General features: G+C 60.9%; 19 protein-coding genes and 2 tRNA genes. 5 read left to right on the plus strand and 16 right to left on the minus strand.

Annotated features, from left to right (window positions below):
- Nucleotides 1-10: 10 nt before the first annotated feature.
- The 3 genes from GBEM_RS10975 to iorA form a co-directional block, all read right to left on the minus strand.
- Nucleotides 11-1,315, minus strand: a complete 1,305-nt coding sequence (locus tag GBEM_RS10975; RefSeq protein ID WP_012530625.1) for a phenylacetate--CoA ligase family protein — start codon at nucleotides 1,313-1,315, stop codon at nucleotides 11-13.
- A 255-nt stretch (nucleotides 1,316-1,570) separates the two neighbouring features.
- Complete coding sequence (locus GBEM_RS10980) at nucleotides 1,571-2,152, minus strand: indolepyruvate oxidoreductase subunit beta (RefSeq protein WP_012530626.1); 582 nt, start codon at nucleotides 2,150-2,152, stop codon at nucleotides 1,571-1,573.
- A complete protein-coding gene (gene iorA / locus GBEM_RS10985) occupies nucleotides 2,149-3,903 on the minus strand; it encodes an indolepyruvate ferredoxin oxidoreductase subunit alpha (protein WP_012530627.1) in 1,755 nt (584 codons plus the stop codon). The genes GBEM_RS10980 and iorA overlap by 4 nt, the downstream gene beginning before the upstream one ends.
- 331 nt (nucleotides 3,904-4,234) lie before the next feature.
- Here iorA and GBEM_RS10990 point away from each other — a divergent pair, with 331 nt between their 5' ends.
- A complete protein-coding gene (locus GBEM_RS10990) occupies nucleotides 4,235-4,570 on the plus strand; it encodes a phage holin family protein (protein WP_012530628.1) in 336 nt (111 codons plus the stop codon).
- Here the strand turns inward: GBEM_RS10990 and GBEM_RS10995 are convergent.
- A complete protein-coding gene (locus GBEM_RS10995) occupies nucleotides 4,567-5,223 on the minus strand; it encodes a methyltransferase (protein WP_012530629.1) in 657 nt (218 codons plus the stop codon). The genes GBEM_RS10990 and GBEM_RS10995 overlap by 4 nt on opposite strands.
- A gap of 120 nt (nucleotides 5,224-5,343) precedes the next feature.
- On the opposite strand from GBEM_RS10995, the gene GBEM_RS11000 reads away from it, so the two are divergent.
- Nucleotides 5,344-6,231: a DUF72 domain-containing protein gene (locus tag GBEM_RS11000; protein ID WP_012530630.1), complete on the plus strand. Its 888-nt coding sequence runs from the start codon at nucleotides 5,344-5,346 to the stop codon at nucleotides 6,229-6,231.
- Between the two features lie 90 nt (nucleotides 6,232-6,321).
- On the opposite strand, the gene GBEM_RS11005 is transcribed toward GBEM_RS11000, so the two are convergent.
- From GBEM_RS11005 to GBEM_RS11030, 6 genes are all read right to left on the minus strand, one after another.
- On the minus strand, nucleotides 6,322-7,098 hold the full coding sequence (locus GBEM_RS11005) for a tRNA threonylcarbamoyladenosine dehydratase (RefSeq protein WP_012530631.1): 777 nt from the start codon (nucleotides 7,096-7,098) through the stop codon (nucleotides 6,322-6,324).
- A gap of 130 nt (nucleotides 7,099-7,228) precedes the next feature.
- Entirely contained in the window at nucleotides 7,229-7,486 is a 258-nt protein-coding gene (locus GBEM_RS11010; RefSeq protein WP_012530632.1) for a hypothetical protein, read from the minus strand.
- A 167-nt stretch (nucleotides 7,487-7,653) separates the two neighbouring features.
- Nucleotides 7,654-9,141 (minus strand): TolC family protein, encoded by a 1,488-nt coding sequence (locus GBEM_RS11015; RefSeq protein ID WP_012530633.1) that lies wholly within the window; start codon nucleotides 9,139-9,141, stop codon nucleotides 7,654-7,656.
- Between the two features lie 31 nt (nucleotides 9,142-9,172).
- Nucleotides 9,173-10,402, minus strand: a complete 1,230-nt coding sequence (locus tag GBEM_RS11020) for an ABC transporter permease (protein WP_012530634.1) — start codon at nucleotides 10,400-10,402, stop codon at nucleotides 9,173-9,175.
- A complete protein-coding gene (locus tag GBEM_RS11025) occupies nucleotides 10,399-11,124 on the minus strand; it encodes an ABC transporter ATP-binding protein (RefSeq protein WP_012530635.1) in 726 nt (241 codons plus the stop codon). The genes GBEM_RS11020 and GBEM_RS11025 overlap by 4 nt, the downstream gene beginning before the upstream one ends.
- Nucleotides 11,125-12,384 (minus strand): efflux RND transporter periplasmic adaptor subunit, encoded by a 1,260-nt coding sequence (locus tag GBEM_RS11030; RefSeq protein ID WP_012530636.1) that lies wholly within the window; start codon nucleotides 12,382-12,384, stop codon nucleotides 11,125-11,127.
- Nucleotides 12,385-12,788: 404 nt separating this feature from the next.
- Between GBEM_RS11030 and GBEM_RS11035 the strand changes: the two genes are divergently transcribed.
- Nucleotides 12,789-13,373, plus strand: a complete 585-nt coding sequence (locus tag GBEM_RS11035) for a superoxide dismutase (RefSeq protein ID WP_012530637.1) — start codon at nucleotides 12,789-12,791, stop codon at nucleotides 13,371-13,373.
- A 361-nt stretch (nucleotides 13,374-13,734) separates the two neighbouring features.
- Here the strand turns inward: GBEM_RS11035 and GBEM_RS21470 are convergent, their stop codons facing one another.
- Together GBEM_RS21470 and GBEM_RS11040 are read right to left on the minus strand one after the other, a co-directional pair.
- Nucleotides 13,735-13,902 (minus strand): hypothetical protein, encoded by a 168-nt coding sequence (locus GBEM_RS21470; protein ID WP_012530638.1) that lies wholly within the window; start codon nucleotides 13,900-13,902, stop codon nucleotides 13,735-13,737.
- 200 nt (nucleotides 13,903-14,102) lie between these two features.
- Nucleotides 14,103-14,369 (minus strand): hypothetical protein, encoded by a 267-nt coding sequence (locus tag GBEM_RS11040; protein ID WP_012530639.1) that lies wholly within the window; start codon nucleotides 14,367-14,369, stop codon nucleotides 14,103-14,105.
- A 281-nt stretch (nucleotides 14,370-14,650) separates the two neighbouring features.
- Here GBEM_RS11040 and GBEM_RS11045 point away from each other — a divergent pair, with 281 nt between their 5' ends.
- Nucleotides 14,651-16,228, plus strand: coding sequence for a CehA/McbA family metallohydrolase domain-containing protein (locus GBEM_RS11045; RefSeq protein ID WP_148212908.1), 1,578 nt, complete (start codon nucleotides 14,651-14,653; stop codon nucleotides 16,226-16,228).
- 101 nt (nucleotides 16,229-16,329) lie between these two features.
- Here the strand turns inward: GBEM_RS11045 and GBEM_RS11050 are convergent.
- Nucleotides 16,330-16,414: transfer RNA gene (locus tag GBEM_RS11050), tRNA-Leu, on the minus strand.
- A 301-nt stretch (nucleotides 16,415-16,715) separates the two neighbouring features.
- On the opposite strand from GBEM_RS11050, the gene GBEM_RS11055 reads away from it, so the two are divergent.
- Nucleotides 16,716-16,791, plus strand: a tRNA-Ala gene (locus tag GBEM_RS11055).
- 100 nt (nucleotides 16,792-16,891) lie between these two features.
- Here the strand turns inward: GBEM_RS11055 and GBEM_RS11060 are convergent.
- From GBEM_RS11060 to GBEM_RS11070, 3 genes are read right to left on the minus strand one after another with little or no spacing between them, the layout of a single operon-like run.
- On the minus strand, nucleotides 16,892-18,019 hold the full coding sequence (locus GBEM_RS11060) for a lipocalin-like domain-containing protein (protein WP_012530641.1): 1,128 nt from the start codon (nucleotides 18,017-18,019) through the stop codon (nucleotides 16,892-16,894).
- A 1-nt stretch (nucleotide 18,020) separates the two neighbouring features.
- Nucleotides 18,021-20,564 (minus strand): ABC transporter permease, encoded by a 2,544-nt coding sequence (locus GBEM_RS11065; RefSeq protein WP_012530642.1) that lies wholly within the window; start codon nucleotides 20,562-20,564, stop codon nucleotides 18,021-18,023.
- Nucleotides 20,561-21,265 carry an ABC transporter ATP-binding protein gene (locus GBEM_RS11070; RefSeq protein WP_012530643.1) on the minus strand — a complete coding sequence of 235 codons (705 nt, stop codon included), beginning with the start codon at nucleotides 21,263-21,265 and terminating at the stop codon, nucleotides 20,561-20,563. Before GBEM_RS11070 ends, GBEM_RS11065 begins: the two co-directional genes overlap by 4 nt.
- Between the last annotated feature and the right edge of the window lie 6 nt (nucleotides 21,266-21,271).

The raw sequence follows: 21,271 nt of genomic DNA on the forward strand, positions 1-21,271 counted from the left end.
GGTATCCCCCTTAGGCTTTGTTCCTGTTGTCGATGACCCTCTTGGCCTTGCCTTCGCTGCGGGTGATGCTTTTGGGTTCCACGAGCCTTACGCGGCAGGTGACCCCCAGCATCTCCTTTATCTGCTTCTCGATCTTGGTGGAGATCGCCTGGAGGTGCTTGATCTCGTCGGAGAAAATGTTCTCGCCCACCTCGACCTGCACTTCGAGCGTGTCCAGGTTGTCCTTCCTGTCCACGATGAGGACGTAGTGCGGCTCGACACCTTCGACCCCCATGAGGATCGCCTCGATCTGCGACGGGAAGACGTTGACGCCGCGGATGATCAGCATGTCGTCGCTTCTGCCGCTCATGCGGGCTATGCGGGCATGGGTCCTGCCGCAGATGCAGGGCTCGTAGGTGATGGAGGTGATGTCGCGGGTCCGGTAGCGGATGAGCGGAATCCCTTCCTTGGTGATGGTGGTGATGACCAGCTCCCCCTTCTGCCCTTCTGGGAGCACTTCGCCGGTCTCGGGGTTGATGATCTCGGGGATGAAGTGGTCCTCCCAGACGTGGAGCCCCTTTTTCGCCTCGCAGCACTCGATGGCGACGCCGGGTCCCATGATCTCGGAGAGTCCGTAGATGTCGACCGCGGAGAGGTTCAGCTTCTCCTCGATGTCGAGGCGCATCGCCTCGGACCAGGGCTCCGCGCCGAAGATGCCGACCTTGAGCTTCAGGTCGCGGAAGTCGATCCCTTCTTCCTTGGCGGCCTCCGCCATGTAGAGCGAGTAGGACGGGGTGCAGGTGAGGACGGTGGAACCGAAGTCCTGCATGATCATGATCTGCTTCTTGGTGTTACCCCCGGACATCGGGATGACCGACGCGCCGAGCCGCTCGGCGCCGTAATGCGCGCCCAGGCCGCCGGTGAAGAGGCCGTAACCGTAAGAGTTGTGAATGATGTCGCCCTTGTGCACCCCGGCGGCTACAAACGAACGGGCCATCAGCTCGCTCCAGGTGTCGATGTCCTTCTGGGTGTAGCCGACCACCGTAGGTTTGCCGGTGGTGCCGGAAGAGGCGTGGATGCGGACGATGTCCTCCATCGGCACCGCGAAGAGGCGGTACGGGTAGGAGTCGCGCATGTCCTGCTTGTAGGTGAAGGGGAGCCGGGCCAGGTCCGCCAGGGACTTTATGGAATCGGCGTTGACTCCCGCCTTGGCCAGCGACTCCTTGTAGAAGGGGACGTTTTGTTGAACGCGCGCCACCATCGACTTGAGCCTTTTGAGCTGCAGTGCCTCGATAGCCTCCCTGGGAAGCGTCTCGAACTCCTCGTTGAAGAACATGACTTACTCCTGAAAAAACCGAAACGTTAGATCAAACCAAAAAGCTTCACCACAAGGTTCCTGAGGAAAAGCGGTTAAAACAAAAGGCTTTATACAGGGATAAAAGGGATGGAAGGGATAAAACCAATAACAGCTTCTGGTTTAACAAAAGAAAATCTTTGTTTTTGCAGTTATCCCCTGTATCCCCTTCATCCCTGTGAAATGCCTGCTTGCTTTTCCTCTGCGTACCTCTGTGTTCCTCTGTGGTGAGTGCCTTTACCCCAGCGAACGGCCGAGCGCGAAAGCCTTGAGGTTCACTGCCAGCGCCTTCTTGGGCACCATCTTCTCGATCGCTTCGAGCCAGTACTTCTCCTCGACGTCGAGTCGCTTGGATACGGCACCCAGAAGCACGGTGTTCGCGGCGCGGGCGTTGCCGGCCTCGATGGCGAGGTTCTGCCCATCGACCAGCAGGCAGTCGGGGCAAAGCTCCTGGATCTTCAGCGCGAGGCCATCCGGGTACGGCTCCTGCCCCAAGAGCACCGCGGGGGGAGCTATGCAGAGGTCGTTGACGATGACGGTGCCGCCGGGCTTTAAGAGCGACAGGTAGCGGTAGCTCTCCATCAGCTCGAATCCGAAGAGGATGTCCCCCTCCCCTTCGGGGACCATCGGGGAGAAGACCTCTTTGCCGTAGCGCACGTGGGAGACGACGGAGCCCCCCCTCTGGGACATGCCGTGGATCTCGCTCTTCTTGACGTCGAATCCAGCCAGCATGAAGGTCTCGGAAAGGATCTCGGCGGCAAGCAGGATGCCCTGGCCGCCGACGCCTACCAGGAGGATGTTGGTTATCTTGTCGCTCATTTCGCCTCCTGAATCGCAGAAAACTTGCACAGCTGCCTGCAGACGTCGCAACCGTTGCACAAAAGCGGATCGATCTTGGCTTGGCCCTTCTTGCCGCTGGTGGGGACCCACTCGATGGCCGGGCAGCCGATCTTGAGGCAGGCGCGGCAGCCAATGCAACTATCCTCGGCGACAGCAAGCGGCTTGCCCGGGGTGAAGACCCCTTCCTTCTTGATGAGGACGCACGGCTTGTCGGTGATGATGACCGAGGTCTCGGGGCGCTCCATCTCTTCGGAGATCACCCTCTGGCACTCGTCCAGATCCAGCGGGTTGATGGTGCGGATGTTCTTCACGCCGATCGCCTGGCAAAGCATCGGGAAATCGATGGCGTTGGTCGGCTCGCTCATGAGGGTATGGCCGGAACCGGGATTTTCCTGGCGCCCGGTCATGGCGGTGATCCTGTTGTCCAGGATGATGACCGTCGCGGCCCCCTTGTTGTAGACCATGTCCATGAGGCCGTTGATGCCGGTGTGGAGGAAGGTCGAGTCGCCGATCACGGCCACAACCTTTTTCCTCTCCTCCGGGGAGAGTACCTTGGAGGCGCCGGTCGCCATGCCGATGGAGGCGCCCATGCAGACGCAGGTGTCCATGGCGGAAAGAGGCGGCATGAAGCCCAGGGTGTAGCAACCGATATCGCCGGAGACGTAGGCGTTCAGCTGTTTCAGGGTGTAGAACACGCCGCGGTGCGGACAGCCCGGGCACATGTTGGGGGGGCGACCCGGGAGTTTCTCTACGGTCCCCTGTGCGTTCTCGGGGAGGCCGAAAGCTTTCCTGACCCGGCCGGGGGTCAGTTCGCCGCAAAGGGAGATGATCTCCTTGCCGGTCACCGGGATGCCGATCGCTTTCACCTGGTCCTCGATGAAGGCGTCGAGTTCCTCGACCACGTAGAGCTTGTCCACCTTGGAGGCGAACTCGCGGATCAGGTCGAAGGGAAGCGGGAACACCATGCCGAGCTTCAACACCGATGCCTCGGGGAGCGCCTCGCGCACGTGCTGGTAGCTGATCCCGGCGGTGATGACGCCGATCTTCTTGTCGCGCAGCTCCATCCTGTTGATGGCCATGGAGCACCCTTCCTTGGAGAGGGTGGTGATCCGGTCCTCGACGACGTAGTGACGCCCGCGGGCGTTGCCCGGGAGCATGACGAACTTGGCGGCATTGCGCGCCAGTTTCGGCTCGGCGACGGCGGCGACCCTCTCGCCCAGCGTCACCACCGACTTGCTGTGCGAGATGCGGGTGGTGGTGCGGAGCATGACCGGGGTGTCGTGACGCTCCGAGATCTCGTAGGCGAGCTTGGTGAACTCAAGGCATTCCTGCGAATCAGCCGGCTCCAGCATCGGGATCTTGGCGAACTTGGCGTAGTTGCGGCTGTCCTGTTCGTTCTGGGAGGAATGGAGCTCCGGGTCATCGGCACAGATCAGCAGGAGCCCACCGTTGACGCCGGTGTAAGAAAGGGTGAAGAGAGGATCGGCTGCTACGTTGACGCCGACGTGCTTCATGGTGACCAGGGAGCGGGCGCCGACGAAAGAGGCGCCGATGCCGACTTCCAGCGCGACCTTTTCGTTGGTGGCCCAGGAGGAGTCGATCTCCTGGTACCGGATGGTGTTTTCCAGTATTTCGGTGGAGGGGGTACCAGGGTAAGCACAGGCAACTTTCACCCCTGCCTCGTAAGCACCCCTGGCAATGGCTTCGTTGCCGGAAAGTATTTCCTTCATGCGGATCTATACCTCATAGGGTTAATAAAGTGGGTCGGCGAAATATACTAGAGTATTGGGGGGACTGTCAACTGCTTTATAGGTTCGCGTTAACGGTTAAATCTAGTAAAGACAAGAGGTTGCGGCATAATTAGGGGGCGTTACCTTCTCTTTTCATTATATTCAGGCCGCACTTGTAGTTCGTGTTTGCGGTAAGAGTGAACAATGTTTTGAGGAGATCAAACGAAGGGGTTGCCTGCGCGGGGGCTGTTGGTAGCGGGGCAATGTTTGGTACACTAGGCGGGGTTTTAATTTTCGGCTCAAACAGATCGATTTATAGAGGAGGATCATCATGACACTACTTTTAAGGTGGCTTATCAACGCGCTGGCCATCGGCATCACCGCTTACCTGCTCCCAGGTGTGGCGTTATCCGGGTTTTTCGCGGCGCTCGTCACCGCGCTGGTGCTGGGCCTGGTCAACATCCTGATCAGGCCCCTGTTTCTGCTCCTCACCTTGCCCATCAACATCCTAACGCTCGGTTTGTTCACCCTGGTCGTCAATGCGCTGATGATAATGCTGGTCGCGGCCATCGTCCCCGGCTTCACCGTCAGGGGGTTCTGGTGGGCGCTTCTATTCGGCCTGGTGCTCGCGGTCGTCAACTACATCCTTAACGCCATATTTTTCTAAAGTGGCTCCCCCAGCAGCAAGCGGTTCTTCGGTGTGATGTCGCCGGGTATGGTCTGGGTGTAGACCCGGTACCCATGGGCCCTGAGATGAGCGGCCCGGGTGACGTCGACGGCGAGCGGCCCATCCAGCCACCCCTGCAATCCCCCCTGGTCGGCACGGTCCAAGTCGTGGCAACAGGGGAGCACGGCGACGCGACACCTGGCGGCAACCGCCCGCTCCAATACCAGGTCGGTCAAAGAGCCGCAGGCGTGGGCGGAGACCACCAGGTCCTCGGGGCCAAGCGGCAGAAGGTTTAGATTCTGCTCCTTAAAGCTCAGTTTCCCGGAGAGGAGTGGCCAGTCGGCTTGGAGTTCCCGGGTCAACAGCTCCGCGCTTGCCGGGATGCGGAGGTCGACGGCGAGCGCGGACGTTAGGTCGCGGTCGAGGATCAGCAGGATCTGGGCGAGCAGCCCGTGTCCCGCGGCTAGATCCACCACCCTCCCCCCTTGGAAGCGGCGGTGCACCCGGCGCGCCACCTCCCACGCCTCGTACAGTTCCTTTCTGGGGAGGCATCCGGCGCGGCAAACGGCGCGGGCTATGCGGTCGAAAAGCGTGTCGCCGGCAAAGCGCGGCAGCAGGTGCGGGGTCAGGCGGTTTTTGGAAGATCGGTCCATGTAGCTCCTTTCTGAGCCCGCGGGCAGGTTTCAAGAGTCCCCCTCCCGTTAAGGGAGGGGGGGACAGACTGGAATCAAACCCCTAAATTGGCAAGCATCAGTTACGCGGAGGTGCACGGCATGTCCCCTGGACGCATCCGCATAGGGACCTGTTCCTGGACGGAGAAAAGCCTCGTCGAAGGGGGGCTCTTTTATCCCCACGGCGCCAGCACGCCCAAGGCGCGCCTCAAGTTCTACGCCACCCGGTTCGACACGGTCGAGATAGAGAGCAGCTACTACCAGATCCCCACCCTTGAGATGGCGCGCGCCTGGACCGAACGCACGCCAGACCATTTCCTGTTCCACGTTAAGGCCTACGGCGCCCTCACCGGACATAACATCGACTCCCGCGGGCTCTCTCCGGAACTGCGCCAGATGCTTCCCGAGGAGGACCGGGACAAGGAGGATGTGCACGTCTCCGACCCGGCTGCGCTGAGGGCGATTGCAAAGGCCATGACCGAGGCGCTCGTCCCTCTCAAGGAGGCCGGCAAGCTCGGCTTCATCATCTTCCAGTTCCCCCCGTGGTACGGCTACAAGAAAGAGAACCGGGAATATCTCCTCTACTGCAGGGAATTGATGACGGGTCACCCGATAGCGGTGGAGTTCCGGCACGGCAGCTGGCTTACCAGCCGCAACCGGGAGGAACTATTCGCCTTCCTTCGGGAGCACAAGATCACCTACATCACCTGCGACGAGCCGCAGTTGGGGACGCTGGCCACAGCCCCCTTCCGCCCCGAGGCCACCACCTCCGTCGCCTATCTGAGGCTGCACGGCAGGAGCGCCGAAGATTGGCAGGCCCGCGCCACGGCCGCGGAGGAATATCTCTATACGGAGCCCGAGCTGAGAATGATAGCGGCGGAGGCCCGGCGGCTGAGCACGAAAGCGCGGCTCACCTTCGTCATGTTCAACAACTGCCGCTGCGGCTGCGCCGTGAAGAACGCGCTGAGGATGAGGGCGTTGTGCGGATGAAGGCGTCACCTACCTTTAAGCTGCAATAAACGAAATGCCCGAGAGGAACCGCCCCCTCGGGCATTTGTTTTACATTCACGATTGCTGCCGCTAGCTCGCCGTTCCCGCCAGAAGGTCGTTCACCACGACGCCTGCCATGGTGAGTCCGAAGATGGAGGGGATGAAGGATACGCTACCCAGGATGACGCGGCGGTGCTCGCAGGAGAACTTCTGTTCGTCCTTGTTGGGGCAGATGCAGTTCCCCTTGCAGCCGCCGTCTTTTATCAGCTGCTCGCGGTACTCCTCGGTGGAAAAAACCACCTTCACGCCGGTCTCGATCCCCTGCTTCTTCAAGAGTTTCCTTACCGAGCGCGCCATGCGGCACTTGTTGGTCTGGGAGATGTCGGCCACCCCGATCTTGGTCGGATCGAGCTTCGCCGCGGCACCCATACTGGAGATGATGGGGATGTTGCGCTCCCGGCAGGTGCGGATCAGGTGCAGTTTGCTGGTGATATGGTCGATGGCGTCGACGACGTAATCGTAGCCGTCGGCAAGGAGGAAGTCGCTGTTCTCGGCGGAGTAGAAATCCTGGTAGGGGACGATCTCGGCCTTGGGGTTGATCTGGCGCATGCGCTCGGCCATGACCTGGGCCTTGGCCTTGCCGACGGTTCCGTCCATGGCGTGCAGCTGTCGGTTCACGTTGGTGAGGCAGATCTCGTCGAAGTCGACGATGACCAGGCGGCCCACGCCTGCCCGGCAGAGTGCCTCGGCTGCGTAACTGCCTACCCCGCCCAGCCCGAAGATGGCGACGGTGGATTCGGCGAGCTTGTTGAGGCCCTGGGGGCCGATAAGGAGTTCGGTGCGGGAAAAACGGTGCAGATTCGACATGTTTACTTTGCCCTTGAAGCTTGCGTATTTGATCCGACGGCCCCCGGCTGTGGGCCACGCGACTGGCAAAGTATCGCATAGGTGGGTCGAAAGTTGGAAGCGAAACTTTCATTATAAAGGGACGCCCGGCTCAGCGGCGCGGCAAGGGATTCCCCGATTCGGTGCGGATCCGTTCGAATCCCTCTTCACGCGCCACCTGCTCGTCGTAGGTGTAGAAGATGGCGTAACTGCTCCCCACGCCGTGCGGGTCCAGCTTGATCCCCTTCTCGTCCCAGCGCTTGAACAACGCAAGGTTCTCTTCGAAGTTCTGGATCAGGTCACCGATAGTTCTGGCGCCGACGGCTGTGAACTTGATCGGATGTACATGCTCATAGCGCAATCCAGACATAGCTACCTCCCTTCATCAATATTAAAGGTAGCTAATTGTAACGGGGATTTAAGCGGGAGGCAAACCTTTTGTCAAAAGAAGGGTTCTTTGTGGAATAGTGGGAGACTGCCGGCCTGAGACAACCGGCAGTCTTAGCGTCGGAAATTATGACAGAGAAACCGTCACCGCTACTTCAACCTGTCGTATAGCGGGTCGGCCTGCTTGTCGGTGACGCGGATCCCCTGGCGGTCCAGAATCTCGCCGGTCACCCGCCAAAGCAGGGTAATAGAGTTGTTGTAGTCCACCAGTGCCTGGATCTCGTTCCCCTTGGCGGTGACCAGATCGTTTTCCACGTCGAAGACGTCCTTGGTGGTGGCAAGGCCTACCGCCTGCCGCTTCTCGAAGGCCCGCAGCCTGTCCTCGGCATAGGCCCTCCCTCGGTTGGTAACCTCGATCTGCTTGTAGTTCGCGGAGACCTGCCGAATCGCCGCTTTCACGTCCCGCGTAACGCCTACTTCGAGACTCTGCAACTGGGCCGTGGACTGCTCCATGGCGAGCTTGCTCCTGATGTAGCTGTTCTCGGCGGCGCGATTCCCCAGCGGGAAGCTGAACTGCAGGCCGATGCCCCAGTTAGGCTCCTCTACCGTGGCGGTCTTCTCCAGCCCCCGCAGAAATCCGCGGTCGAACCCGCCCATCCCGGCGCTGGCGTTCAGGGAGAGATCGGGAAGCGTCTGGTTCCGCGCCACGCGCTGCTGCAGGTCGTTGGTGCGTACCACGGCCCGCTGCAGGGCGAGTTCGGAGCGATTGACGAGCGCCGTGGTCAGGGCGGCATCTTCGGCGATCTGGTACGGCTCGCGCGAAGGCGTGTCCGCAACGACGATCTCGGCGCCGAGAGGGAGCTGCAGGCTCGTCCTCAGCACGTCCATCTGGTCCCTTACTCCTCTTTCTGCGTCTATTACTTCTTTCTCGCGCGTCGCCACCTGGAACTCGGCGTTCAGGATCTCCATGGCCGGAAGGACGCCTGCCTTCACGCGTCCCTGGGTATCTGCCAGTATCCGCTGCGCCAGCGCGAGCGAGTTCCTTTTCACCAAGAGCACCTCGCGCAGGTTGTAGAGCTTGAAGTAGTCGCTGCGTATCTGGGCCACCGTGTCGCTCAAACGAGTCTTGAACCTCTCGATCGACTCCTCCTTGGCGAGGCGCGAGACGTTGATCTGGAGCTCGGTAGCCTCTTGGCCGAAGTTTCTCAGTAGCGGCTGGTTGAGCGTCAGGGAGACACCGTTGGAGTAGTACTTATTGAAAGAGCTGTCGACCCAGCCGCTTTCGGCGGTCAACCCGACGACGGTCCCGGTCGGCAGCAGCTGGCTCACCCCGGCGTTGACCGTGGCCTGGTCGATCGCCTGGGGACGGAAGGTGAGCGTGTTGTTGCTGTTGGTGCGGTTGTAGTTGGCGCCCAGGGTAAGGAGAGGGTCGTAAATGCCGAGGGTGCGGCGGATGTCGGCCTCGGCCATGGCGGGATTGTAGAGTTCGACCTTGAGGTCCAGGTTTCTCTCGAAACCGAGCCTGATGGCGTCTTTCAGCGTCAGGTTGACCGTGGGTTCCTGAGCGAATCCGGAGCCGGCCATACCAAGGAGCAGGCAAAGGGCGGCAACGGCGGTCGTTTTGGCGGTTATCTTCATGGCTACGATCCTTTCAAGCAGCGGTTAGCTTTTATTCGTATCTCAGCGCTTCTATTGGGTTCAAAGAGGACGCTTTGCGGGCCGGATAGAACCCGAAGAAGACCCCGACCCCGGCGGAAAAGGCAAAGGCGATGACGATGGTGTTCACCGATACCAGCGTAGGCCACCCCACCAGAGAGGCGACCAGCCGCGCCCCCGCGACGCCGAGCAGCATGCCGATGATGCCGCCGCAGGTGGTGAGGAGCACCGCCTCGGTGAGAAACTGCAGCAGTATGTCGCGCCTCTTGGCGCCGATGGCGATCCGGATCCCGATCTCGCGGGTCCTCTCGGTGACCGACACCAGCATGATGTTCATGATGCCGATCCCGCCTACCACGAGGGAGATGGAGGCGACCGCCCCCAGGAGAATCGACATGACCTTCGAGGACTGGGCGGTGAGAGCCAGGAGCTCGGAGAGGTTCCTGATGGTGAAGTCGACCTCGCGGCTGGGGCCGATGCGGTGCCTTTGGTTCAAGAGCGCCGTCACCTCCTCCTCGGCCTGATCCAGCACCTCGCCGCTTTTGGCCTGTACCATGATGGAGCCGACCACGTTCGGGAACTGGCTACCCAATAGCTTTCGCTGCGCGGTCCGAAGCGGCACGTAGATGACGTCGTCCTGATCCTGCCCTTGAGGGGACTGCCCCTTTTGGCCCAAAAGCCCTACTACAGTGAAGGGTATCTTCTTGATCCTGATGATCTTCCCGATTGGATCGGCCGCTCCGAAGAGGTTGTCGGCGACGGTCTGCCCGATCAGGCAGCTCTTGGTGGCGCCGTCGACATCGGACTGGGTGATGTTGCGCCCGGCCGTGATGGTCCAGTCGCGCACCTGGATCACGTCCGGCGTCACGCCGTAGACGACGGTGGACCAGTTCTGGTTGCCGTAGACCACCTGCCCCGAGCCGCGCACCTGCGGCGCCACCGCTCCCACCGACGGGCATTCGGCCTTGATGGCCATGGCGTCGTCGTAGGTGAGCGTCTGGTTGGACCCGGCGCCGGAGCGCAACCCCCCGCTGGTGGTGGAGCCGGGGAGCACCAGGAGCAGGTTCGACCCGATGCTGGAGATCTGGTCGGAGATCATCTTGCTCGCGCCCGCGCCGATGGCCACCATGGCGATGACCGCGGCGATGCCGATGATGATCCCCAGCATGGTCAACAGCGCACGCATCTTGTTCACCCTGAGCGCGCGCACAGCTATCAGGAAACTCTGGTAGAGGGTGCTCATGGCCTGGCCACCTCCCCCGGTACGGTCGCGCTCTTCGCGGCATGAGGGGTGTCGGAAACGATCAGGCCGTCGCGAAAGATGATGTGCCTCCCGGTGAATTCGGCCACGTCCGGTTCGTGGGTAACCATGATGATGGTGATCCCCTGCCGGTTCAGTTCCTGGAAAATGGACATGATCTCCACGGTGGTCCTGGAATCCAGGTTCCCCGTCGGTTCGTCGGCGAGTATGATGGAGGGACTGTTGACCAGGGCTCTCGCTATGGCGACACGTTGCTGCTGCCCGCCGGAAAGCTGGTTCGAGTAGTGCCCCTCGCGCCCGGCAAGCCCCACCCGCTCCAGCGCCTCGTGGGCGCGGGAGCGGCGTTCCGCCGCAGGGATATGCGAATAGACCAGCGGCAGCTCGACGTTCTCACGCGCCGTGGTCCGGGCCAGCAGGTTGAACCCCTGGAATACGAAGCCAAGCTTCTTGTTGCGCACCTCGGCTAGCGCGTCGGGGGAGAGCTTCCCCACGTCCATGCCGTCCAGGAGGTACTGACCGCGGGTGGGGACGTCCAGGCAACCCAGGACGTTCATGCAGGTCGATTTGCCGCTCCCCGAGGCGCCCATGATGGAGACGAACTCGCCGCGGCTGACGGCGAAAGAGACTCCCTTCATGGCCTCGACGCGCTCCTCGCCCATGGTGTAAACCTTGGCGACGTCGATGAGGCGAACCACTTCGTTCATCTAGAACCTCGGTCCCATCGGCGAGCCGCCCATGCCGCTTTTCTTCTTATCCTGGCTCACCTGCTCGATGATGACGTCGTCCCCTTCCTTCACGGCCCCGCTTACCACCTCGACAGAAGCCCCGTCGCTGATGCCCGTGATGATGGCTACGGGAACGGCTTTCCCCTCCCCCTTCAACAGGTAGACGGTCTGCTTCGTACCGTTGGCGGCGGCGCTCCTCCCCTCGCCCTGCATCCTGACACTCCCCTTCGGGGCTGCCGCGGTCATGCCGGCGCCCTTGCCACCCTTCCCTTTGTCCTTCTCTTTCCCCTTCTCCGCTTTGGGCTTGAACCTGAGCGCCGCGGTGGGGACCTTGAGCAGGTCGTCCTTTCTCATGGTCTGCACTGCCACGTTGGCCGTCATCCCAGGCTTCAACAGGAGCTGCCGGTTGTCGACGCCGATCACGGCCACGTAGGTGACCACGTTCTGCGTTACCACCGGCGCGTTCCGGATCTGCACCACGGTCCCCTCGAAGGTCTGCTCGGGATAAGCGTCCACGGTGAATTCAGCCTTCTGCCCCACCTTCAGCCGGCTTATGTCCGACTCGTCGATGCTGGTGTCGATCTGCATCTTGGTCAAGTCCTGCGCGATGGTGAAGAGGGTCGGCGTCTGGAAGGAGGCAGCGACAGTCTGCCCCACGTCCACGTTGCGGGAGACCACGATGCCGTCGACCGGCGACTTGATGGTGGCATAGTTGAGATTCGTCTCCGCCTGCCTGAGGGCGCCCCGGGTCTGCAAGAGCACCGCTTCGGCCCCGCGCACCCCGGTGAGTGCCGCGTCGTAGGCGGTCTGGGCGGCGTCGAGGTCGCTCTGGGCGATGATCCCCTCGACCAGAAGCGCCTTGTTGCGGTTGTAGGTCCTCTTCGCATCGGCTAGGGTCACCCGCGCCTTGGCGAGGCTCGCCTCGGCGTTCAGGGCGTTGCCGCGGGACTGCTGCACCGCAGAGAGAAACAGGGCCGGGTCGATCTGCGCGATCGGCTGCCCCTTCTTGACCTGTGAGTTGAAGTCGACGTAAAGCTTGGCGATGGTGCCGGAAACCTGCGTTCCCACCTGCACGGTCACCACGGCGTTGAGCGTCCCTGTCGCCGAAACGGTAGAGACGATGGATCCGCGCTCCACCTTCTGCGTCTTGTATTGCGGTTGCGGCGGCTGTTTAAAGTAGAAGTAGCCGGCCACACTCAGGACCAGCAGCAGTAAAACGGCGCCTATGATTTTTTTCACTGGTGCACCCCTTCGATGAAATCGCCTTCGGAATGCCGGAAGGAACCGGCGCAGGACGGGAAACAGGTTAAACGGCGATTGTGCAAGAATAATGAACCCGAGAAATTATTCTTCTCATGCCCGAATGCCTTATACAGCCACACTCCCAGTCCAAAGGCCGGACAAATCGACACTCTAACGGTCCTATCATGAGCGGTCAATGAAAATTGTGACAGAGAGGAGGGGGACCTTTCATCCCCCGTCATCCCCCTTCGCCAACCGCCTAATTCTCCACGTTTATTTACGCTGTCATGCTTACGGAATCGGCCCTGAAGTATTTGACATCACTAACCTTGCGGTTACACTTGGTCGGTATTTTTCTACAGGGCTGTTTGGGGCAAAATATCTTGTAAAAGGAGAGAGTTATGACAGCGTTCACGGCAAAGGACTACTCGAGGCTGATAGGGATGCCTGGGTTCAGCGAGACACTCCTCAACAACCATTTCACCCTTTACCAGGGGTACGTAAAGAACACCAACACCCTCGACGACGCCCTGACGGAGCTGCGCAAGTCCGGCAAGGGGAGCGACCCCGGCTTCGCCGAGCTCAAGCGCCGCTTCGGCTGGGAGTTCAACGGCATGAGGCTGCACGAGTACTACTTCGAGAACCTGGGCGGGAATCAGCCGATAAACCAGGACGGGAGGCTCGCCTCCAGGATCCACCAGGATTTCGGCGGGTTCGACGAGTGGGTACAGGACTTCAAGTCGGTCGGGGCCATGCGCGGCATAGGCTGGGCCATCATGTACCAGGACCTCAGCAACGGCAGGCTGCTCAACTTCTGGATCAACGAGCATGACGCCGGCCATCCTGCCGGGTGCACCCCGGTCCTGATCATGGACGTCTTCGAACATGCCTTCATGACCGATTACGGCCTGAAGCGCGCCGACTACATCAACGCTTTCTTTCAGAACATCGACTGGAACAGCGCGGAGCAGCGGTTGCAGATGTGATCCCTGCTGCCAAAGTGTCCACAAAAAAGGCCTCCCGGAAGGGGGGCCTTTTTCGTCTCCGCCGCATCGGTGTGCTAACCGAGCACAAGGCGCCGTGGGTGCTGAACGCGAAGGACCAAAACAGCGTCAAGCTAGATTCCGTGGGAGCCGAGCCCGGAGAAGTATGTGGTGCGCTATATCGTGTACAGGAAGAATTTGGTCGGGATATTTTAGAAACTGCAGCCGGTCTACATATCGCTTCGTTTTGGAAGTCACCAGTGGGACGAATGAGTGCGGGTTTCGGCCGAGGATGCCGACGGGGTTTAAAGCGGGAAGTCGGACGTTCTCAGCGTGGAGTTCGACTAGATAAAGTAAGGCGGGGTCAGTTGCGGCACTTATCGCAGTACTGGTCCGCGCTTCCTTTCAGTTCGCAGCCGCAGCGTGCGCAGGCGTTGTCCCATTCGGGGTGGCCGGCATCTGCGGCTCTTTTCTTCGCCTCAAGCCGCCTTACCTCAGCCTCCATCTCCTCGTTGTACTGGTCCTCGAACATGCGTTCTCCTTTGAAACAGTTACGTCGATGCGATGACGAAAAGCGGGAAGGGTCGGTTACGTCTGGCCCTTCCCGCTTGCCTATTTAGCAGGCTTCCTGTCCACACTTCCCCTCCCCCGGAGCAGGGGTCCATTCTCCCTCTCCCTATGGGAGAGGGTCGGGGTGAGGGAGACTTTCGGTGTGCGGGTCAGCCAGCTATATTATTTCACCTTCTCGAAGCAGACTGCCCCGTCGGTACCGCTTTTGTTGCCGGTCGTGTACTCGGAGATGTAGATCAGTTTCCAGCCATCGTACTTGGCAAACGCGCTCTGCATTTCCGAGTGATCCCTCATATCGACGCGCTCGCACCTGGTCTGGACATTGGCTCCCTTTTCCCCGGTGTCCCATTTTACGGCGGTGATGTTGGCAGGTTGGCAGGCAGCAAGCAGAACAGTCGAGAGAAGTGACACAGCCATGAGTTTCTTCATCGTACCTCCAGAAATGTGTGATAGGGCAAATTACCTTATCAGTAAGGATGTGTCAATAATACGGAGTTCATAAATACAACAGAAATAAAAAAAAGGTCCACAAGGTATAGCGATGACATCCGCTATGCCAGTGTGCCTCTCGGTAAAAGCAAACGAGGCTAAATGAAGGCTTTAATGCCGTCGTTCCAGAATTGTTAATAGATTGTCATTGGGTTGAAATAGAAGAGGTTCATAATCCTCTCGCACCCGGCAAAAGATCGGGATATTTCAGGGAGGAGGAAATGATGAATACAGACAAAGCATTGAAGGTACGAAGAGGCCTAGGGGTGGCGGTTCTGCTGTCGGTTATGGTTGCCGCGACTGCATCTGCAGAAGAAGAGCGCCACCAGGTTCATCACCAGGTTTCGGCAGGACGCTGGATTGCCGGCGACTTTCACAACCACACCTATCTGACCGACGGCAGCAACGTCGAGGCCGACGTGCTCGCCAATGCCTTCAGGTTTGGTTTGGGCTGGATCGCCAATTCCGAGCATGGCGGCACTTCCGCACGCAGCCCGCAGGGAGCGGCATGGCCGACCGATACCCTTTTTCTCGGCAACCCTCCTGCAGGCAAGATGTGGCGCTGGCAGTCGCTCGAACAGTACTCGTATCCGATCATCGCCGAGGCGCGTACAACCAACCCGGACAAGCTGATCGTCCAAGGCTATGAGTGGAACGTGCCGACCCACGAACACGCCAGTGTCGGCATAGTCGGCTCGGCAGAACAGGGGGGCAAGGCTATTGCCCAGCATGAATACCTTTTCGATGCCGGAGATAGCGGATCGACCAGCGACAGTTACCTCGGCGTCACCGGCAAAGTCGTTGCCAATTCCCACGACAAGGCAGTAGCAGGGGCCAGGTGGTTGGAGGAAAACTATTCCAAAGCCAGCTATTTTCTGCTAAACCACCCGTCCCGTACCCTGAAATATAGCATCGCCGACATCCGCGATTTCAACAATGCCGCACCTGACGTCGCTTTTGGCTTCGAGGGCATTCCCGGCCACCAGAAAGAGGCCCAGCGTGGCGGCTACGGCGGCGCCTCGCCCAAGTCCCGCACCTATGGCGGCGCCGATTACATGGTCGCCAAGGTGGGAGGGCTGTGGGACGCGTTGCTCGGCGAAGGGCGTCACTTCTACTGCTTCGTCAACTCCGACTTCCACAGTGTCGGCGGCGATTTCTGGCCCGGCGAGTATGCGAAGTCCTACACCTTTGCGCGCGACGAGAACCACGACGGTAACATTTCGCCCGACGAACTGGTCGACGGCCTCCGCTCCGGCAACTCGTTCGCGGTGCACGGAGACCTGATTTCCGCCCTCGACTTTACCGCCGGGCACGGCGACCGTCGTGCCGCCATGGGAAGCGAACTCCACCTGGACAAAGGTGCGAACCTGACCATCAAGATCCGCTTCAAGAGTCCCGAGCGCAACAACAACGGCGATGCGGTCGCGGTTGACCACATCGACCTGATCGCAGGCGAAATAACCGGTAAGGTTGCCAAGTTCATGGAAGACGGCGTGACCCCTAACCCGAACTACGGCAAAGATACCAACAAGTCGACCCGCGTGGTTGCCACCTTTGCCAAGAAGGACTTCGAGGTGGACGAGGACGGCTACCGCACCATCGTCTATCCCGTGAAACACCTGAAGAAGGCCACCTACTTCAGGCTCCGCGGCACCAATCTGGCGTCGAATACCGCCAATGAGACTGATGCCCAGGGTAACCCGCTAATCGACGACCTGATGGGGGGGAATACCCCTGCGAATGCGTATGCCGATCTCTGGTTTTATTCGAACCCGATATTCGTTCACGTGTCTCAGTAGGAAGGCCGGATAGCACAGAGGAGATCAGCGTCAGGTCTGGACATTGCAGACACAAAAACAACAAGGGCTTAATCCTTTCGGATTAAGCCCTTGTTTATTGATGGTGCCGGAGGTCGGAATCGAACCGACACGGGTTGCCCCGCTGGATTTTGAGTCCAGTGCGTCTACCAGTTTCACCACTCCGGCATTTAACATAGCCAATGTTAAGAGATGACTCTTATAGCAATAAAGCTCGCTTGGGTCAAGTAACTTTACAGCTTTCTTCAGCATTACCTCCATCGTCATTGGCAGCGGCGACGCGAGCTACAGTACATGGCGCCAACTCTTCCCCTCTGCTACTGAGCCCCAAAAAGCAAAATCCTTATAGCACCTACACTTCCAACGATCCGCTGAAATCAACTACTGACATAGCCCAAATTATCTTTTCATCCGGAATAAAAATGTTGACACCCGAAAGCCCGTTTGCTATAAACAGGACTCCTTCGATGGGGCTGTAGCTCAGTTGGGAGAGCGCTTGAATGGCATTCAAGAGGTCGTCAGTTCGATCCTGATCAGCTCCACCATCAATCACAAAGCGGTTAGCGAAAGCTAACCGCTTTTTTGTTTTTCCGGCCCGCCAAAAGATCCAGCAAGCCCCTCCCCAAGCCCTGCGCAGCTACCGTACTAATACCCCGTCATCTCCAAATATCCCGAACCGCCTGTGCTCCCTCGCACCTCCACCGCCCCTTCCCAATAGCGGAAACCTGCAGCCAATTCCTGGTCGGCCAAAAGCGGCGCTACCTCGATGTCTATCCCTTGCGACGGTATCTTCAGGCGCCAGCCGGAGGGATAGCTGGCGCCACTCTTCGGGCTGGTCCAGCGCCGCAACGGCTCAAGTCGGACCTCCTCGCGTTTTAGATGCCGGTAACTGCCGCCGGTACCTACCAGGGTGCCTGCGGAGAATGGATCGCGGCTGCCGTCGCGCCTGCGCAACTGGTAGTACATGATGTCGCGGCCGTCGGAAAGGTGCAGCGCGAACCAGTCCCAGCCGGCCTGGTCCTTGTCCAGGGCGCTTGTGCTCCATTCACGATCGAGCCAGGAGATGCCAGAGACCTTGAAGGAGTCCTCGCCGATCCGGATGGTACCGGAGGTGCTAAGCCTGGGGATGCTGTAGTAATAGGAGGCGTTTCCCGAAGCTCCGCTCTTTCGGCTGAGCCCCCCTTCCCCGTTTAGTATCACCGGCTTCAGGCTCGTGAGGTCCAGGTCGATGGCCATGGCGCCATCGGCCGCGGTCAGTTTGGCGCTCCAAGGCTTTGCCCCCGTCTCCAGGACGGACCAATCTTCCAGGCGCACGGCAAGGGGGCGCCCTCCAGCACCCGCGAGCCCAAGGGCGGCGCGGGTGAAACGCTCGCCGAAGCGGAACCGCTTCCCCTCCACGTCGGTCACTGCGAAGTGCGCCATGAAGACCTCGTTGGTCCCCCAGGCAGACTCCCTCTTTACCGGATGCGGGGTGAGGGCCGATCTGAAGAAGGTGAGCTGGTAGCCGAAGCGGCGCCCGGAGGCTCCGGTCAGGTTCCCGGTGAAGTACCACCACTCGTTTCTGAATCCCTCGTGCGGCCCGTGATCCGCGGGGAAACTGAAGCGCCTAGCCCTCTCGGCCCTATTGAACCCTTCCGCCGCACTCCCACCCAAGGCCTCGTTAAGGCTGTAGGTTTTCTCCGCCTCGGGTTCCTTCCCTTTCCTGGCATAAAAGTATCCCAAAGCAGACAGGAGGATCACCAAGGCGGCCATGAGGTAATAGAGGCGGCGCATGCTAATCCTCCTCCTTCAGGGCCAGCGCGGGAGAGTTGCGGGCGATCCTGAGCGACGGGTAGATGCCGGCCAGAAGCGCCGCTGACACGGAAAGAAGCAAGGCCTGCAACAGGTAGGCGGGGTCGATGGAGAGCTGCATGGTCCAGCCGAAGGAGCGCAGGTTCACCACGTAAATGAGGACCAGCGCCTCCAGGATGCCCAGCGGAAGCGACAGCACCCCGCCGATGAGCCCGATCAGGAAGGTCTCGCCGCAGACCACCCCCCAGACCTGACCCGGCGTAAGCCCCACCGCCCGCAGCACTGCCAACTCCCTTGCGCGCTCCACCTGCATGGCCATGAGCGCGGAGAGAACCCCGACGAAGGCGACCAGCATGGTGAGTATTCTGAGCACCGAGGTGATGGCGAAGGTACGGTCGAAGATCTCGACCGTCGCCCGGCGCAGCTCCGCATTGGAGATGACGTTGATCCTCTCTTCCCCTGCCCTCTCCCGGATCAGTTGCATCAGTGCCGCAACGCTCTGCGCCGGTCCAGCGGTAAAGGACATCCCGTCGACGGAAGGGTCGTCGAAGTTTTCCAGGTACCCCCTGCGGCTCATGATCACGATGCCGGTATCGGTGCCGTAGTCGTAGATGATGGCGGAGACCGGGAACAGCTTCATCCCATACCGGGTGCGGAGCGCGACCCGGTCTCCGATGCGCACCCGGTGGCGGTAGCTGTACGGCTCGGAGACCAGCACCGAGTATCCTTCCTGGAAGCTCTTCCAGGCGACCTTGGGATTCCCCTCCTTGAAGGGATAGCGGGCGAAGGTCGCCTCCGGCACCGAGACCGAAAAGAGTTCGGTCGCCCCGCCGGCCCCTTCCAGTGAGACCCGCCGGGAAAGGGTGAACCCGGCTGTGCCCTGCAATGAGGAAAGACGCCGCACCAGGGCGGGATTAAGCGGAGGCCGGTAGCGTCCGCCGCTTTTGTCGGCGGAGGTGAGGTAGACGTCGGCCTGCAGCCAGTTGGCCAGCCAATTCTGGACGGTCAGGCGGAAGCCCCCCACCATGATCCCGACCCCGATCCCTGCCGAGACCGCCACCACCAGCGCGGCGGTAGCCACCCCGGTACGTGACAGCGAGACCGCCACCCCGCGCGCAGCCATCTTCCCTATCGACCCTGCGAGCTTCCCCATCGCCGGGCGGAGCGCCCGGGAAAAGGCCAGCAGCGCCATGGGAACCAGGAGGGTATAGCCGACGATGACGGCGAAGAGCCCGACAAAGCCTCCTGCCACGCCCCCTAGCGGATAAAGGAAAAGGCCGCAACCGGTTAGCATCAGCAGCACCCCGCCAAGGGTCGCCAGCGGCACCAGCTTCCTGTGCCGCGCCTCGATCAGCGAGCGCGACAGGACCGCCCGGGGGGGCACGCTGGTCGCCTCCAGGGCGGCGGGGACGGCCGCGACGAGCGTCGCCCCTACGCCGAGCAGAGCCCCCTTCCAAAGTGCCAAGGGGAGCAGAGGAACCCTGCGCACCTCCATCACGAAATACAGGTCGTTGATGGTCCTCGTTACCAGGCGCGTCAGTTCGCTCCCCAGGATCTCCCCGCAAAATAGCCCGGCGACGGTGCCTGCCGCGCCGATCAAGAGGGCTTCGGCGCAGATCATCACAAAGATCTCCCTGCGGCTCACGCCCAGGGCGCGCAGCATGCCGATCAGGCGTCTTCTGCGGATCACCGAAAAGGTCATGGTGTTGTAGATGAGGAACATGCCGACAACGAGTGCCAAAAGGCTCAAGGCGGTGAGGTTGAGGCGGAAGGCGCGGGTCATCTTTTCCATCGCGCCTGCGCGGGCGCCAGCGGGAACGATGCTGGCCTCGGGGGGGAGCACGGCGCCCAACTGCCGCAGCACCTTCTCCCCTTCCCTCCCCTCGGGGACGACCAGGTCGATGCGTGACAGGCGTCCGGTACTGTTGAGTATCTCCTGCGCGGTGGCGATGTCGCTCACCAGGACGGAAGCAAGGGCGACCCCGCTCACCTCGTCTGGCGGCTCGATGTATCCCGCCAGGATCAGTTGGCGCCTCCACCCGGCGACGTCCACGGCGAAGCTCTGTCCGCGCGCGAGCCCGAGCTCCGTGGCGCTGCGACGCAGCATAAGGACGGTGCCGGGGCGTCCCATGAGCTTGGGCAGGATCTCCTTGTCGGTGAAACGGGAGCTGAAAGAGCGTATGGGGGATTCTGAGAAGGGATCGACGCCGATGAGTTGGAAGGTTCTCCCAGGCTTGCCTGCAAGCTGCAGGTTCCCGGTCACCACGGGAGCAGCGGCGCGGAAACGGAGGTCGACCTTGATGGTGCGGAAAAGCTGTTCCGGGAGCCCGGAAGGCCCGCCGACTATCTGGTGGGTGGCGCGCCCGGCGACGGTCTCCGCGGCGATCTGGAAGGCGCGCTGCGCGGCCTGGTTGGCGTGGTCGACGGCTGTGACCACGGCGACGCCGAGGGCGACTCCCAGCACCGCCAGCACCGTGAGCCAGGGATGGCGAAGCACGTTGCGCACCCCCGCCCGCCAAAGGATCATGGTTTACCACCAGAGCGGCGCCCGGCCTCGACCAGAAGCCCGTTCTCGATGGTGAGCACCCGGTCGGCCAGGGCCGCGACCTCGGCGCTATGGGTCACCAGCACCAGCGTCGTTCCGCTCTCCCTTAACAGGCGCTGGAAAAGGTCGAGCACCTGCCGCCCCGTCTCGGCGTCGAGATTGCCGGTGGGCTCGTCGGCCAGCACCAGCTTGGGCCGGTGCACCAGGGCGCGTGCCACGGCAACGCGCTGCTGCTCGCCGCCGGACAGCCGGTCCGGAAAGCTCGCCGCGCGGTCCGCGAGTCCCACCTGCTCCAGCAGGTCGCGCGCCAATTTATCGTGTTCTGGGTTGAGGAGGCCGGCCAGCTCCAGGGGGAGCAGGACGTTTTCCAGGACGGTCAAGGTGGGGATGAGATTGTAGAACTGGAAGACGAAGCCGATGCTGCTGCGCCGGAACAGGGTCCGCTCGCGTTCGCTCTGGCGGTTCAGGGGCTGACCCGCCACCCGCACTTCGCCCGAATCGGGAAGGTCGATGCCGCTTAACAGGTTGAGCAGGGTTGATTTACCCGAGCCGCTGCGCCCTAACAAAAAGAGCCACTCGCCCGTTTCCACGGCAAGAGAGGCGTTACGGAAAACCACCCGCTCCCGCTCCCCCTCCTGGAACGATTTGCATATCCCGGTCAGCTCGATGATCGGATCGGCCACGAAAAA

Source organism: Citrifermentans bemidjiense Bem (assembly GCF_000020725.1).
Lineage (GTDB): Bacteria > Desulfobacterota > Desulfuromonadia > Geobacterales > Geobacteraceae > Geomonas > Geomonas bemidjiensis.

Bases quoted from the DNA above. Each gene is read 5' to 3' on its own strand.
- GBEM_RS10975 (WP_012530625.1), bottom strand. From the start codon at position 1,315: ATGTTCTTCAACGAGGAGTTCGAGACGCTTCCCAGGGAGGCTATCGAG.
- GBEM_RS10980 (WP_012530626.1), bottom strand. From the start codon at position 2,152: ATGAGCGACAAGATAACCAACATCCTCCTGGTAGGCGTCGGCGGCCAG.
- iorA (WP_012530627.1), bottom strand. From the start codon at position 3,903: ATGAAGGAAATACTTTCCGGCAACGAAGCCATTGCCAGGGGTGCTTAC.
- GBEM_RS10990 (WP_012530628.1), top strand. From the start codon at position 4,235: ATGACACTACTTTTAAGGTGGCTTATCAACGCGCTGGCCATCGGCATC.
- GBEM_RS10995 (WP_012530629.1), bottom strand. From the start codon at position 5,223: ATGGACCGATCTTCCAAAAACCGCCTGACCCCGCACCTGCTGCCGCGC.
- GBEM_RS11000 (WP_012530630.1), top strand. From the start codon at position 5,344: ATGTCCCCTGGACGCATCCGCATAGGGACCTGTTCCTGGACGGAGAAA.
- GBEM_RS11005 (WP_012530631.1), bottom strand. From the start codon at position 7,098: ATGTCGAATCTGCACCGTTTTTCCCGCACCGAACTCCTTATCGGCCCC.
- GBEM_RS11010 (WP_012530632.1), bottom strand. From the start codon at position 7,486: ATGTCTGGATTGCGCTATGAGCATGTACATCCGATCAAGTTCACAGCC.
- GBEM_RS11015 (WP_012530633.1), bottom strand. From the start codon at position 9,141: ATGAAGATAACCGCCAAAACGACCGCCGTTGCCGCCCTTTGCCTGCTC.
- GBEM_RS11020 (WP_012530634.1), bottom strand. From the start codon at position 10,402: ATGAGCACCCTCTACCAGAGTTTCCTGATAGCTGTGCGCGCGCTCAGG.
- GBEM_RS11025 (WP_012530635.1), bottom strand. From the start codon at position 11,124: ATGAACGAAGTGGTTCGCCTCATCGACGTCGCCAAGGTTTACACCATG.
- GBEM_RS11035 (WP_012530637.1), top strand. From the start codon at position 12,789: ATGACAGCGTTCACGGCAAAGGACTACTCGAGGCTGATAGGGATGCCT.
- GBEM_RS21470 (WP_012530638.1), bottom strand. From the start codon at position 13,902: ATGTTCGAGGACCAGTACAACGAGGAGATGGAGGCTGAGGTAAGGCGG.
- GBEM_RS11040 (WP_012530639.1), bottom strand. From the start codon at position 14,369: ATGAAGAAACTCATGGCTGTGTCACTTCTCTCGACTGTTCTGCTTGCT.
- GBEM_RS11045 (WP_148212908.1), top strand. From the start codon at position 14,651: ATGATGAATACAGACAAAGCATTGAAGGTACGAAGAGGCCTAGGGGTG.
- GBEM_RS11060 (WP_012530641.1), bottom strand. From the start codon at position 18,019: ATGCGCCGCCTCTATTACCTCATGGCCGCCTTGGTGATCCTCCTGTCT.
- GBEM_RS11065 (WP_012530642.1), bottom strand. From the start codon at position 20,564: ATGATCCTTTGGCGGGCGGGGGTGCGCAACGTGCTTCGCCATCCCTGG.